Annotated in this window: 13 protein-coding genes; 8 read left to right on the top strand and 5 right to left on the bottom strand. The window is 70.6% G+C overall.

What is annotated here, in order from left to right; all coding sequences use genetic code 11:
* Positions 1–38 precede the first annotated feature (38 nt).
* From MRBLWH10_RS00005 to MRBLWH10_RS00015, 3 genes are all read left to right on the top strand, one after another.
* The gene (locus tag MRBLWH10_RS00005) at positions 39–815 is read left to right on the top strand and encodes an aldo/keto reductase (protein ID WP_341942613.1); all 777 of its coding nucleotides are present in this window, start codon (positions 39–41) and stop codon (positions 813–815) included.
* 33 nt (positions 816–848) lie between these two features.
* A complete protein-coding gene (locus MRBLWH10_RS00010; protein ID WP_105677105.1) occupies positions 849–1,268 on the top strand; it encodes an RbsD/FucU domain-containing protein in 420 nt (139 codons plus the stop codon).
* A gap of 71 nt (positions 1,269–1,339) precedes the next feature.
* Positions 1,340–1,702, top strand: a complete 363-nt coding sequence (locus MRBLWH10_RS00015) for a VOC family protein (RefSeq protein ID WP_341941154.1) — start codon at positions 1,340–1,342, stop codon at positions 1,700–1,702.
* 19 nt (positions 1,703–1,721) lie between these two features.
* Here the strand turns inward: MRBLWH10_RS00015 and MRBLWH10_RS00020 are convergent, their stop codons facing one another.
* From MRBLWH10_RS00020 to MRBLWH10_RS00035, 4 genes are all read right to left on the bottom strand, one after another.
* Entirely contained in the window at positions 1,722–2,186 is a 465-nt protein-coding gene (locus MRBLWH10_RS00020) for a MarR family transcriptional regulator (protein WP_105677102.1), read from the bottom strand.
* Between the two features lie 12 nt (positions 2,187–2,198).
* Positions 2,199–3,809: a polyketide antibiotic transporter gene (locus MRBLWH10_RS00025; RefSeq protein ID WP_341941155.1), complete on the bottom strand. Its 1,611-nt coding sequence runs from the start codon at positions 3,807–3,809 to the stop codon at positions 2,199–2,201.
* The gene (locus MRBLWH10_RS00030) at positions 3,806–4,768 is read right to left on the bottom strand and encodes an ABC transporter ATP-binding protein (RefSeq protein WP_341941156.1); all 963 of its coding nucleotides are present in this window, start codon (positions 4,766–4,768) and stop codon (positions 3,806–3,808) included. The genes MRBLWH10_RS00025 and MRBLWH10_RS00030 overlap by 4 nt, the downstream gene beginning before the upstream one ends.
* Before the next feature lie 283 nt (positions 4,769–5,051).
* Positions 5,052–5,588 carry a CGNR zinc finger domain-containing protein gene (locus tag MRBLWH10_RS00035; protein ID WP_105677100.1) on the bottom strand — a complete coding sequence of 179 codons (537 nt, stop codon included), beginning with the start codon at positions 5,586–5,588 and terminating at the stop codon, positions 5,052–5,054.
* Positions 5,589–5,627: 39 nt separating this feature from the next.
* On the opposite strand from MRBLWH10_RS00035, the gene MRBLWH10_RS00040 reads away from it, so the two are divergent.
* From MRBLWH10_RS00040 to MRBLWH10_RS00060, 5 genes are all read left to right on the top strand, one after another.
* On the top strand, positions 5,628–6,689 hold the full coding sequence (locus MRBLWH10_RS00040; protein ID WP_341941157.1) for an EamA family transporter: 1,062 nt from the start codon (positions 5,628–5,630) through the stop codon (positions 6,687–6,689).
* Between the two features lie 116 nt (positions 6,690–6,805).
* Positions 6,806–7,474 (top strand): GntR family transcriptional regulator, encoded by a 669-nt coding sequence (locus MRBLWH10_RS00045; protein ID WP_223585779.1) that lies wholly within the window; start codon positions 6,806–6,808, stop codon positions 7,472–7,474.
* Positions 7,471–8,997 (top strand): MmgE/PrpD family protein, encoded by a 1,527-nt coding sequence (locus MRBLWH10_RS00050; RefSeq protein WP_341941158.1) that lies wholly within the window; start codon positions 7,471–7,473, stop codon positions 8,995–8,997. The genes MRBLWH10_RS00045 and MRBLWH10_RS00050 overlap by 4 nt, the downstream gene beginning before the upstream one ends.
* Positions 8,997–9,896, top strand: coding sequence for a methylisocitrate lyase (gene prpB / locus MRBLWH10_RS00055; protein WP_223585781.1), 900 nt, complete (start codon positions 8,997–8,999; stop codon positions 9,894–9,896). Before MRBLWH10_RS00050 ends, prpB begins: the two co-directional genes overlap by 1 nt.
* 17 nt (positions 9,897–9,913) lie before the next feature.
* Positions 9,914–11,104, top strand: a complete 1,191-nt coding sequence (locus tag MRBLWH10_RS00060; protein ID WP_341941160.1) for a bifunctional 2-methylcitrate synthase/citrate synthase — start codon at positions 9,914–9,916, stop codon at positions 11,102–11,104.
* A 140-nt stretch (positions 11,105–11,244) separates the two neighbouring features.
* On the opposite strand, the gene MRBLWH10_RS00065 is transcribed toward MRBLWH10_RS00060, so the two are convergent.
* The gene (locus MRBLWH10_RS00065) at positions 11,245–12,780 is read right to left on the bottom strand and encodes an alpha-N-arabinofuranosidase (protein WP_341941161.1); all 1,536 of its coding nucleotides are present in this window, start codon (positions 12,778–12,780) and stop codon (positions 11,245–11,247) included.
* Positions 12,781–12,856 lie beyond the last annotated feature (76 nt).

The following is a 12,856-nucleotide window of genomic DNA, read 5'->3' on the forward strand; positions in this document are numbered from 1 at the left end:
ACGGGCTCGGCCTCTCCGAGCGTCGACTCGGCGCGTTCTTGCGCACCAAGCCGCGGGAGGAGTACTTCCTCTCCACGAAGGTCGGCCGGCTGCTGCGCCCGAACCCCGACCACGAGCGCGGCGGGCTCGACACGGCGAACGACTTCCACGTGCCCGACGACGTGCGCCGCGTCTGGGACTTCTCGGCCGACGGCATCCGCTCCTCGCTCGCCGAGTCCCGCGAGCGTCTGGGCATCGAGCGCATCGACCTGCTGTACCTGCACGATCCGGAGCGCAACGACCTCGACCTCGCGCTCGCCGAGGCCCTGCCCGCGCTGGAGCAGCTGCGCGCCGACGGCGAGGTCGCCCAGATCGGCATCGGATCCATGGTGACGGATGCGCTCGCCGCCGCCGTGCGCGGAGCCGACCTCGACCTGATCATGGTCGCCGGCCGCTACACGCTGCTCGAACAGCCCGCCGCCGCCGACGTGCTGCCGGCGTGCCGCGAGAGGGGCACCGCCATCGTCGCGGCATCCGTCTTCAACTCCGGCCTGCTCGCGCAGAGCGAGCCGCACAGGGACGGACGCTACGAGTACGGGCAGCTCCCCGAGGAGCTGTGGGAGCGCCTCGTGCGGATCGCCGCGATCTGCGCCGACCACGATGTGCCGCTGCCGGCGGCGGCGCTGCAGTTCCCCCTGCAGTCGGACGTCGTGCGCGCCGTCGTCGTGGGCGGAAGCCGCCCGGCCCAGCTCGTGCAGAACGCCGAGTACGCGGCGCTGGAGATCCCCGCCTCGCTCTGGCAGACTCTGGCCGCCGAGGCTCTCGTCCCGGCCTGACCACCCCACCCGTCCGACCCGAGGAGACGCACCGTGCTCGAAGGCATCCACCCCCTGCTCACCGGCGAGCTGCTGCTGCACCTCGACCGGATGGGGCACTCCGACTCCGTCGTCGTCGCCGACGCGCACTTCCCGGCGTGGGCGCTGGGGGAGCGGGTGATCGATCTGCCGGGCACCACCACGCCCGAGGTCGTCGCCGCGATCCGCACGGTGCTCCCTCTCGACGACGCCCCCGGCATCGACCTGATGGCCTCGGCCGACGGCGAGGTGCTCGACGTGCAGCATCAGCTCATGGCGGCGGCGGGGACGGATGCCGGCTCCACCGCCTTCGTCGAGCGCTTCGCGTACTACGGGGTGGCGAAGGCCGCGTACCTCATGGTCCGCACGGGAGAGACCCGCAAGTACGGCAACGCGCTGCTGCGCAAGGGCGTCGTGGGGCACCCCTCCGCCTGAACGCAGAGGCCCTTGAAGTCGGCGGTCGCGGCGAGAAGACTGTCTGCGTCCGCACGGCGAAAGGGAGCATCATGGCGCACGGAGACATCACCCACATCGACATCCCGGTCACCGACCTGACGGCGGCGTCCGGGTTCTACTCGGCGCTGTTCGGCTGGCAGATCGCCGAGCCGCCCGGGTTCGAGGGCTACCCCATGTGGCAGGCTCCCAACGGCATCTCGGGCGGCGGGCTCGCCCCGCGCAGCGAGGGCTTCACGCAGCCGCGCTCGTACGTCGAGGTCGACTCGATCGACGACACGGTCGCCGTCGCGCTCGCCGCCGGGGGATCGGTCGCGATGGAGAAGCAGCCCATCACCGACACCAGCGCGTGGGCGGTCGTCGTCGACCCCGACGGCAACCACATCGGCCTCTTCGAGGGCGTCGTCGGCATGTAGCCGGCGCGGCGGCGCTCGCTCAGCGGTCGGGCGCGGGGTCCTGGGCCTCCCACTCGGCGACGAGCTGCGGCATCCGCTCGGCCATGAACCGGAGGAAGCCCGACATCTGCGCGGCGCGCTCTGCCGAGACCTCCTCGTCGCCGAGCTCGGCGCCGATCCGGTCGACGTGCTCCGCGAGGCGGCGGTAGACGGGGATGTTGCCGATGATGACCGAGTGGAAGCCGTCGGGTGCGAGGTCGTAGCGGTCGCGGCGGTGCCCGGCCGTGGGCAGCCGACGCACGAAGTGCGCGTCCTGCAGGTAGCGCACGGCCCCCGACACGGCGGCGGCCGACACCCCGAGGCGATCGGCGAGGTCGGCGGCCGTGTACCCGCCGTCCGGGGCTGCGACGAGCGCCATCATGACGCGCGCGGGCATGCGCGGCATCCCCGCCGCCGTCATCATCGCGGCCGCCTGCTCTGCGGCGTCCTGTCCCCGGTGTTCCATGTGCTCCCCAGGTTATCCGTCGGCCGCGAGCTCGCGGCGCCTCATGAGGGTCAGCGCCCCGCCGCCGGCGACCGCGACCGCAGCCACGAGCCACCAGAGCCCGCGGAGGTCGACGTCACCGTTCGAGACGACGGGGGTCACGGCGATCGGCGAGAGGTCGGTGGCCCACTCCGGCATCCCGAACAGCGGTCCGAACATGCCGAGGATGCTGGCGACGCCGATGAGCGCCCATCCGACGCCGAGCGTGGCACGCGGCAGCACGACGAAGACCAGGGCCGTGATCGCGGTGAACACGGATGCCGCGACGAACTGCCCCAGCCCGGTCACGGTGACCACGCGGTACAGCGCGCTCGCGCCGCCGTTCGCGGCGATCCCGAGGTACGCCGTGGCCATGGCGGCCGCGATGACGAGCGCGACGGCGCACGTGGCGACGATCGCGTAGTCGGCGAACCACCGCACGCGCCCGACCGCGGCGGCGAGCACCGACTCGGCCGTGCCGTGGGCCTCCTCCTGACGGGCGCGGACGATCGTCTGCACGGCCGCGCACGCGGCGAGGATGCCGAGCATGGTGAAGAAGACGGTGATCACGGCCTCGTCGAGGTTCCCCGCCCTGGCGATCTTCTCGAGGATCTGCGCGACCGCCGGATTCTCGCCGGCGACCTGACCCGCGAGTGACGACAGGGTGGTGGCGAGGATGCCGGTGAGCGCTCCGCCGATCGTCCAGCCGAGCACCGACCCCCACGACAGCCGCCAGACCAGCGCGTGCGGAGACGACAGCGCCGCCGTGGCGTTCGCGCGGCCGTTGCGCTCCGCGATGAAGCTCGCGCCCATGTCGCGGGCCGACTGCAGCAGCGTCGCGGCGGCGGCGAGGAGGAGTCCGAACCCCAGCGCGAGCACCGCGGGCCAGGGGTCGTCGGCATCGTAGGGACGGGTTTGCTCGGCCCAGCCGAACGGCGAGAGCCACACGAGCCAGGAGCTCTCGATGCGGGTGAGGTCGTCGCTGGGGGTCCCCGCGACGTTGCCGATCCCGCGGAGCAGGAAGGTCGCCACGAGCACCCACACGGTCAGCGAGTTCGCGCCGCGCGATGTGCGCATGAGCTGCGCGGCGACGAGGCCGATGCCGAGGAAGGCGACCCCGGTGGCGCCGGCCGCCGCTCCCGTGAGCAGGGAGCCGCCGCCATCCATCCCCGCCGCGATCAGCGCGAGCGCCGTGAGCAGCGCGAGCACGAGGTTCGCGGCGAGGCCGTGCACGATCGTCGCGACCGTGGGCAGGGTGCGTCCGGCCGACGTGGCGGCGACGAGCTCGCTGCGCCCCGCCTCCTCGTCGCCGCGGGCGTGCCGCACGGCGAGGAACGTGCTCATGAGCGCCGCGAGCATCGCCAGCCAGGGGAGGTCCTCGAAGGCCAGGAAGGCACCGACGGACGTGCCAGACGGGAGACCCCGGAACATCAGGATCACCGGGTTCGCCATCACCGCCGTGAGCACCTCCTGCCGGTCGGCGACCGTGCTGTACGACTGCGTGACGCCGCCGTAGCCGGCGTACGCGAGGAGGACCGCGCCGAGGATCCACAGCGTCAGCTGCAGCCAGTCCCGGCGCAGGCGCTGGCGGAGGAGGGGGATCATGATCGCGCGCTCCTCCGGGTACGGGCCGGGGCCGCGGCATCCGCGTCGCCCGCGGCATCCGTCACGTCGTCTCCGTAGTGGCGGAGGAACAGCTCCTCCAGAGACGGCGGCTCGATGCGCAGACCGGTGACCACCCGCTGGGCGAGCACGGGGAGGACGGATGCGACGTCATCGCTGTCGACCGTGAACCTCGCGCGACCGTCGGCGAACGACGGGTCATGGGCGGCGGGGATGCCGTCGGCCGCCGCGGCATCCGTCGCTGTGAACGACACCTCGGTGCGGGTGAGATGACGCAGCTCCGCCAGCGTTCCGGACTCCACCACGCGCCCCGCGCGGATGATCGAGACGCGGTCGCACAGCAGCTCGACCTCCGACAGGATGTGGCTCGACAGCAGCACGGTCGCACCGGCATCCCGCACTCTGGCGACCTCCTCGCGGAACACGACCTCCATCAGGGGGTCGAGGCCGCTCGTCGGCTCGTCGAGGATGTACAGGTCGGCCGGCACGGTGAACGCCGAGATCAGCGCCACCTTCTGCCGGTTGCCCTTGGAGTATGCGCGACCCTTCTTGCGCGGGTCGAACTGGAACGCGGTCTCGAGGCGCTCGCGCTCGCTCCGGTAGACGGCACCGCGGGTGTCGGCGCCGCGCAGGCGGCTGAGCAGGTCGATGGCCTCGCCGCCCGAGAGATTGGGCCACACGCTGACGTCACCAGGCACGTAGGCGATGCGGCGGTGCAGGTCGGTCGCGTCCCGCCAGGGGTCGCTTCCGAGGACGGATGCCGTGCCCCCGGTCTTGCGCGCGAGGCCGAGGAGGATGCGGATGGTGGTCGTCTTGCCCGCGCCGTTCGGGCCGAGGAAGCCGTGCACCTGGCCCGCGGTGACGGAGAGGTCGAGGCCGTCGAGAGCGTGCACGCGGCCGTAGTGCTTGGTGAGGCCGCTCGTGCGGATCACTGTGTCCATGAGCGGCACGCTACGCCGGTTTCAGAAGTTTGTGAAGAGTGTGAAGCGTTTGTTGTCGGCGATCGGTTCCGCCACCGGGTCGTTGAGCGAGGAGCGCAGCGGCTTCTCTCTCGGGTCGTTGAGCGAGGAGCGCAGCGACGAGACGAAACGCGGTGTAGGCGACGGGGTTCTGGTCGTGCGTGTCGGTGGGGCGTTTCGTCTCGCTGCGCTCGCTCAACGACCGGGGTGGGGGTGGGGCGTTTCGTCTCGCTGCGCTCGCTCAACGACCGGGGTGGGGGTGGGGTCAGGGCTCCGAGCGGCGGGCGCGGTAGGCGGCCACCGCATTGCGGTTGGCGCACGTGGTCGAGCAGTAGCGCTTCGAGCGGTTGCGCGAGAGGTCGAGGGCGAGAGCGTCGCACGTGTCGTCGGCGCATACCGAGATGCGTGAGCCCTCGTCGGCGCGGATGACGTCGATCAGTGCCATCGCGGTCTCCACGAGCACGCGGTCGGAGAGAGGCGCGTCGTCGACGATCGCGTGCAGGTGCCAGTCCAGCTCCCCGTGCCGTGTGAGGCGCGGGGCCAGGGTGACCGACGCGAGGGCGTCGTTGACCCGCTCGGCCATCTCGTCGCGCGGAGCCAGCAGCATCTCGCGCAGGCCGGGGCGGAGGGCGCGGAGAGACGCGGCCTCGGCGTCGTCGCGATCGATCCTGCCGGTGTAGGGGAAGGCGCCGAGGAAGGCCTCCTCGTCGGCGGCATCAGCCATCGACTCCGGATCCTCCGCCGTGTTGACCAGCCACACGGCCGCGCGCAGGGCGTCCTCCGTGTCATAGGTGAAGATCATGTTGACATGTTACATCGCGCAGGAGTAGCGTCACATGTCATGAGCGCAGTAGCTGATGACATCGCGCGGGTGACCGCGCCCCGCAGGTCGAACGCCGGCCTGCTCTTCGCGCTCGGCGCCGCGGTCTCGTTCGGCATGTCCGGCATCTTCGCCCGCGGCCTCATCGATGCGGGCTGGACCCCGGGGGCCGCCGTCACCGTGCGCATGTGGGTGGCCGCCCTGGTGCTGCTGGTGCCCACGCTCCTGGCGCTGCGCGGCAAGTGGGGCCTCGTCCGCCGCCACGCGGGAATGGTCCTCGTCTACGGCTTCCTCGCCGTGACCGCCGCACAGCTCTGCTACTTCCAGGCGGTCGCCGTGATGGATGTCGGCATCGCCCTGCTCATCGAGTACACCGCTCCCATCGCCGTCGTCTTCTGGCTCTGGATCCGCAGGGGAGAGAAGCCCACGCGCCGCAGCCTCCTCGGCGCCGCGATCGCCTTCATCGGACTCGTGCTCATGCTCGACGTCCTCACCGGCGCGCAGGTGAACCTCGGCGGCATCCTGTTCGCGCTCGGAGCGATGATCGGCGCCGCGACCTACTTCGTGCTGTCGGCGCGCGCCGACACGGGCCTGCCGCCGATCGCGCTGGCGGGGCTCGGGCTCCTCATCGGCGCGATCGGCCTCACCGTCGCTGGCGCCGTGGGGGTGCTCCCCATCGCGTGGACCACGGCTGACGTGGAGTACAGCGTCATCACGGTGCCGTGGTTCGTCCCCGTGCTGGCGATGGGTGTCATCGCGACCGCGCTCGCGTACATCCTCGGCATCGTCTCGACCCGGATGCTCGGCTCCCGCCTGGCGTCGTTCATCGCACTGTCCGAGGTCGTCGCCGCGATGGTCTTCAGCGCGCTGATGCTCGGTCAGGTCCCCGGCCCGGTTCAGGCGATGGGAGGCGCGCTCGTGCTCGCCGGGGTCATCATCGTCAAGCTCGGCGAGCCCGCGACGGATGCCGTCGCCGAACAGTTCGTCGAGCCGCTCCCCGTGGAGGGGGCTCCTGTGTCTGTGGTGCCTGCCTCTGTGGCGCCTGCGGATGCGGCCCCTGTCGTCGCTGCCGAGCGCGAGTAGCGGCACGAGGCGCCGACTCCGTGCGAGTGGGTGCCGGCGCGGAGCTTATGTATACCTCTTGCGGGTGAGGCCACCTCTCATGGCCAACCGTACCGGTTTATGTATACACTGAGGGCATGACCCTTGCCGCGGAACGGACCACAGCGAGCGACCGCGCCTACGCGCATCTGCTCGACGGCATCCAGTCCGGCGCACTCGCCGCAGGCGTCGTGCTGGGCGAGGTCGAGCAGGCGGAACGTCTCGGCATCAGTCGGACCCCGATGCGCGAGGCGCTGCGCCGGCTCGCCGCCGACGGGCTCGTCGTGCAGCAGTCACCGCGCGTCACGGTCGTCGCAGATCTCGACGCCGACGACATCCGCGCCCTGTTCGAGATCCGCCGCGCGCTGGAGGAGACCTCCGCCCGTCTCGCCGCCTCCCGCGGCGACGCCGCTCTGTTCGCGGCGCTCGCCGAGGAGTTCGCGCACGTCGACCTGACGGCTGACGCGGGGCGCGACGCGTACTACGCCCTGATCGCGCGCTTCGATGCGGCCCTCGACGAGGCCGTGGCCAACGACTACATCGCCTCGGCTCTGCGCACCGTGCGCACCCACCTCGTCCGGGTGCGGCGCATGGCGCGAGACAAGCCGGAACGGCTCGCGGCATCCGCGTCTGAACACCGCACGATCGCCCAGGCGCTCGCCGCCCGCGACGGCGACCTCGCCGCCCACGCGACGCACGTGCACCTGCACAACGCGCTCACCGGCATCCTCGACTCCCTGACAGCCAACCCAGAAGGTGTGAAATGACCGTCACCCACCACGTCCGCGTCCACCGCAGCGAAGAGAACCTCGCCCGCGAGGACCAGCTCGCCTGGAAGATCGCCGAGGTCGCCACCGACCGGGTCGAGGTCGAGCCCGCCGTCGTCGACATGATCATCAACCGCATCATCGACAACGCCTCCGTGGCGGCGGCATCCCTCACCCGTCCTCCGATCAACGCCGCCCGCGCGCAGGCGTTCACCCACCCCGTCTCGACCGGCGGGGTCGGAGCGACGGTCTTCGGCGCCGCTCTCGACCACCGCACCAGCCCCGAGTGGGCGGCGTGGGCGAACGGCGTGGCCGTGCGCGAGCTCGACTACCACGACACGTTCCTGGCTGCGGAGTACTCGCATCCCGGCGACAACATCCCGCCGATCCTCGCGGTCGCACAGCACGTCGGCGCAGATGGCCGAGCGCTCGTGCGCGGCATCGCGACGGGCTACGAGATCCAGATGGACCTCGTGCGCGCGATCTGCCTGCACAAGCACAAGATCGACCACGTCGCGCACCTCGGCCCGTCGGCCGCCGCCGGCATCGGCACCCTGCTCGGCCTCGACGCCGAGACGATCTACCAGGCCGTCGGCCAGGCGCTGCACACGACCACCGCCACCCGGCAGAGCCGCAAGGGCGAGATCTCCACGTGGAAGGCGCACGCCCCGGCCTTCGCGGGCAAGATGGCCGTCGAGGCGGTCGACCGTGCGATGCGCGGACAGACCAGCCCCGCCCCGATCTACGAGGGTGAAGACGGCGTGATCGCCTGGATGCTCGACGGCAAGGATGCCACGTACGAGGTGCCGCTGCCGGCACCGGGCGAGCCCAAGCGGGCGATCCTCGACTCCTACACGAAGGAGCACTCGGCCGAGTACCAGGCGCAGGCGCTGATCGATCTGGCGCGCCGGCTCCACAACGCCCGCCCGGAGCTGGCCGACCCCGCGAACGTGGAGTCGATCGTCATCCACACCAGCCACCACACGCACAACGTGATCGGCTCCGGGGCGAACGACCCGCAGAAGTACGACCCGACGGCGTCGCGCGAGACGCTCGACCACTCGATCCCGTACATCTTCGCGGTCGCGCTGCAGGACGGCGGATGGCACCACGTCGACTCCTACGCCCCCGAGCGCGCCGGCCGCGCCGACACGGTCGCGCTGTGGCACAAGGTCACCACGGCGGAGGATGCCGAGTGGACGCGCCGCTACCACTCCGAGGACCCCGACGAGAAGGCGTTCGGCGGTCGCGTCGAGATCCGCCTGACCGACGGCTCGACCGTGGTGGACGAGATCGCCGTCGCCGACGCGCATCCGCTCGGCGCCCGTCCGTTCGTGCGGGAGAACTACATCGCGAAGTTCCGGCTGCTGGCGGAGCCGGTGCTGGAGCCCGCCGAGATCGAGCGCTTCCTGGAGCTCGTGCAGCGTCTTCCCGAGCTCACGGCCGCAGAGGTCGGCGAGCTCTCGATCATCGCCAGGCCCGGCCTGCTCGAGGCCGCCGACGCCCCGAAGGGGCTGTTCTGATGCTGTACTCCACCGTCACCCCGGCCGAGAAGCGGCGGCTGTTCCGGGAGCGGCTCGCGAGCGGTGAGCTGCTGCGCTTCCCCGGGGCATTCAACCCGTTGAGCGCCCGTCTCATCGAGCAGAAGGGCTTCGACGGCGTCTACATCTCCGGCGCCGTCCTCTCCGCCGACCTCGGCCTGCCCGACATCGGGCTCACGACCCTCACCGAGGTCGCGGGACGGGCGAAGCAGATCGCCCGCATGACCGACCTCCCCGCGATCGTCGACGCCGACACCGGGTTCGGCGAGCCGATGAACGTCGCCCGCACGATCCAGGAGCTCGAGGATGCGGGGCTCGCGGGCACCCACATCGAGGACCAGATCAACCCCAAGCGCTGCGGCCACCTCGACGGCAAGAGCGTCGTCGACGAGGACACCGCGATCAAGCGCATCCGCGCGGCGGCCGACGCGCGTCGCGACGAGAACTTCCTCATCATGGCGCGCACCGACATCCGGGCCATCGAGGGGCTGGATGCCGCGATCGACAGGGCGAAGGCGCTGGTGGATGCCGGGGCCGACGCGATCTTCCCCGAGGCCATGCGCACGCTGGAGGAGTTCGAGGCGATCGCGAACGCGGTGGACGTGCCGATCCTCGCCAACATGACCGAGTTCGGCAAGTCCGAGCTGTTCTCCACGGACCAGCTGCGGGATGCCGGGGTGAACCTCGTCATCTGGCCGGTGTCGCTGCTGCGCATCGCGATGGGCGCTGCAGGGCGCGCACTGGATACGCTGAACGACGAGGGGCACCTGACCTCGAAGCTCGGAGAGATGCAGCACCGCGCCGATCTCTACGATCTGATCGACTACGAGTCGTACAACCACTTCGACTCCGGCGTCTTCAACTTCACACTCGAGCGGTAACCCACGAAGGAGTGACCATGACCGAGCCGGACATCAAGAAGGGCCTCGCAGGCGTCGTCGTCGACACGACGGCGATCTCGAAGGTCAACCCCGAGACGAACAGCCTGCTCTACCGCGGCTACCCCGTGCAGGAACTGGCGGCGACGCAATCGTTCGAGGCCGTGGCGTACCTGCTGTGGCACGGCGAGCTGCCCACGCCAGAGGAGCTGGCCGCGTTCCGGCTGACCGAGCGGCAGCACCGCGCGCTCTCTCCCGAGGTCAAGGACGCGATCGACCGGCTGCCGCTGGACTCGCATCCGATGGACGAGGTGCGCACCGCCGTGAGCGTGATCGGCGCGATCGAGACCGCGGGCATCGCCAACGTGCTGGATGCCGTCGGCACGCCGGAGGAGAACCAGGAACGCAGCCTCACGCTGTTCGCCGCGCTCCCCGCGATCGTGTCGTACGGGCAGCGACGTCGCCGGGGACTCGGCCCCGTCGAGTCCCGCGACGACCTCGACTACGCCGCGAACTTCCTCTGGCTCACGTTCGGCGAGGAGCCCGACCCGGTGGTCGTCGACGCGTTCAACCGCTCGATGATCCTCTACGCGGAGCACTCCTTCAACGCCTCCACGTTCACGGCCCGCGTGATCACGTCGACTCTCAGCGACCTGTACTCGGCGGTCGTCGGGGCGATCGGCGCGCTCAAGGGTCCGCTGCACGGCGGGGCGAACGAGGCCGTCATGCACATCTTCGACGAGATCGGCACGGCTGACCAGGTCGAGGGCTGGCTCGATGCCGCGCTCGCCGAGAAGCGCAAGATCATGGGCTTCGGACACCGCGTGTACAAGCGGGGCGACTCCCGCGTGCCGACCATGAAGGCTGCGCTGGACTCGCTCGTCGCGCACTACGACAAGCCGGCCGTCGGCGAGCTGTACGACAGGCTCGAGAGCGAGTTCGTCGGACGAAAGGGCATCTACCCGAACCTCGACTACCCCTCGGGTCCGGCGTACAACCTCATCGGCTTCGACACGCTCACCTTCACTCCGCTGTTCGTGGCGGCGCGCATCACCGGATGGACCGCGCACATCATCGAGCAGCAGTCGTCGAACGCGCTGATCCGTCCGCTGTCGCTGTACGACGGTCACGACGAGCGCCACATCGACGAGTACGAGCCCGACACCGCGGCGATCGACGTGCTCGATCGTCCGGAGGAGGCCGCAGGCTGAGTCCTCCGGGCCCTTCGGCAGGCTCAGGGACCCCGTTCCGGCCAGCGCCGAGACCCATCATCAACGCCGAGACCCACCCCCGCCGACGTGTGCGGGGGTGGGTCTCGGCGTTCTCAGTGGGTCTCGGCGCTCAGGAGGCGTCAGGCGCGCGCCACGTCGAGCTCGATGACCGACCACGACAGCGGGGGGAGGGTCGCGCGCACGGCGTCGCCGACGACCTCTGCGGCCGCGAGCGGCACCATATGCACGGCGTCGGGGGTGGTCTCGAGGTTCGCGGTGCGGCGGTCGCCGCCCTCCGGCACCGTCAGTGTCTCGGCCTGGCGCAGGCGCACGTCGCCCAGGCCGTGCAGGCCGATCGTGAGGTCGTTCTGCTCCTCCAGCGAGCGGTTGGCGACGAACACCACGAGCTTCCCGGACTCCTCGTCCCAGGTGCCGGCGGCATCGATGGAGTCCACGCCGCCGTAGCGCTTCGTCTCGATCTGCGAGGCGGTCACGGCGAGGCGCAGGATGCGGCCCTTCGCGAGGCGCGCCATGCGCTCGAAGGGCCAGAAGCTGGTCTGGCGCCAGGCCGGGCCGTTCTCCTCCGCCCTGATCGGCGCGATCACGTTGACGAGCTGGGCCTGGTTGGCGATCTTCACGCGATCGCCGTGCCGCAGGAGGCTGTTCAGCAGGGTGCCGACGACGACGGCATCCGTCACCGAGTAGGTGTCCTCGATGATCCGCGGGTGCTGCCGCCACCCGGCCGCGGCGATCTCGGCCGCCTCGACCTCGTTGTACCGCACCTGATCCCACACGTTCCACTCGTCGAACGAGATGTCGACCTGCTTCGTGTGCTTTCCGGCGGCCTTGACCGCGTCCACCGTGGCGATGACGCCCTCGATGAACGCGTCCATGTCGACGGACTCGGCGAGGAAGGACGCGGCATCCTCGTCGTGCTCCTGGTAGTAGGCGTGCATCGAGATGTAGTCGACCTCGTCGTACGCGTGGGTGAGCACGGTGTGCTCCCAGGAGCCGAACGTCGGCATGGAGCGACTGGACGAGCCCACGGCGACGAGCTCGATCGTCGGGTCGACCAGCTTCATGGCCTTCGCGGACTCCTGCGCCAGCCGGCCGTACTCGGCCGCGGTCTTGCCGCCGATCTGCCACGGTCCGTCGAGCTCGTTGCCCAGGCACCAGAGCGTGATGTCGAACGGCTGCTCGGCGCCGTTCCTCCGACGGAGGTCCGACCAGTACGTGCCGCCGGGGTGGTTGGCGTACTCGACGAGGGCGCGGGCCTCCTCGACACCGCGGGTGCCGAGGTTGACGGCCTCCATGACCTCGGCGCCCGCCTCCTTCGCCCAGTCCATGAACTCGTGCAGACCGAAGGCGTTCGTCTCGATCGTGTGCCAGGCGCCGTCGATGCGCACGGGGCGGTCGGCCACCGGGCCCACCCCGTCTTCCCAGCGGTAGCCGGAGACGAAGTTGCCGCCGGGATAGCGCACCACGGTGGGGCCCATCTCCTTCACGAGGGCGAGCACGTCCGTGCGGAAGCCGCGCTCGTCGGCCAGCGGGTGCCCGGGCTCGTAGATGCCGGTGTAGACGCAGCGTCCCATGTGCTCGACGAACGACCCGAAGAGTCTCCGGGGGACGTCGCCGATCGTGAAGTCGCGGTCGACGGTGATGCGGGCCTGGGTCATCGCTCTCCTTGGATCCGAGTCCGACGCCGAACGGGAACGGCGCGGATCTCCATCATTACATCGATGTAATCGAGGA

Origin of the sequence: Microbacterium sp. LWH10-1.2 (assembly GCF_038397765.1) — a bacterium.
GTDB lineage: Bacteria > Actinomycetota > Actinomycetes > Actinomycetales > Microbacteriaceae > Microbacterium > Microbacterium natoriense.

What these genes read in the sequence shown, in the direction of transcription:
- MRBLWH10_RS00015 (WP_341941154.1), top strand. Translation starts at nt 1,340, where the DNA reads ATGGCGCACGGAGACATCACCCACATCGACATCCCGGTCACCGACCTG.
- MRBLWH10_RS00020 (WP_105677102.1), bottom strand. Translation starts at nt 2,186, where the DNA reads ATGGAACACCGGGGACAGGACGCCGCAGAGCAGGCGGCCGCGATGATG.
- MRBLWH10_RS00025 (WP_341941155.1), bottom strand. Translation starts at nt 3,809, where the DNA reads ATGATCCCCCTCCTCCGCCAGCGCCTGCGCCGGGACTGGCTGCAGCTG.
- MRBLWH10_RS00030 (WP_341941156.1), bottom strand. Translation starts at nt 4,768, where the DNA reads ATGGACACAGTGATCCGCACGAGCGGCCTCACCAAGCACTACGGCCGC.
- MRBLWH10_RS00035 (WP_105677100.1), bottom strand. Translation starts at nt 5,588, where the DNA reads ATGATCTTCACCTATGACACGGAGGACGCCCTGCGCGCGGCCGTGTGG.
- MRBLWH10_RS00040 (WP_341941157.1), top strand. Translation starts at nt 5,628, where the DNA reads ATGAGCGCAGTAGCTGATGACATCGCGCGGGTGACCGCGCCCCGCAGG.
- MRBLWH10_RS00045 (WP_223585779.1), top strand. Translation starts at nt 6,806, where the DNA reads ATGACCCTTGCCGCGGAACGGACCACAGCGAGCGACCGCGCCTACGCG.
- MRBLWH10_RS00050 (WP_341941158.1), top strand. Translation starts at nt 7,471, where the DNA reads ATGACCGTCACCCACCACGTCCGCGTCCACCGCAGCGAAGAGAACCTC.
- prpB (WP_223585781.1), top strand. Translation starts at nt 8,997, where the DNA reads ATGCTGTACTCCACCGTCACCCCGGCCGAGAAGCGGCGGCTGTTCCGG.
- MRBLWH10_RS00060 (WP_341941160.1), top strand. Translation starts at nt 9,914, where the DNA reads ATGACCGAGCCGGACATCAAGAAGGGCCTCGCAGGCGTCGTCGTCGAC.
- MRBLWH10_RS00065 (WP_341941161.1), bottom strand. Translation starts at nt 12,780, where the DNA reads ATGACCCAGGCCCGCATCACCGTCGACCGCGACTTCACGATCGGCGAC.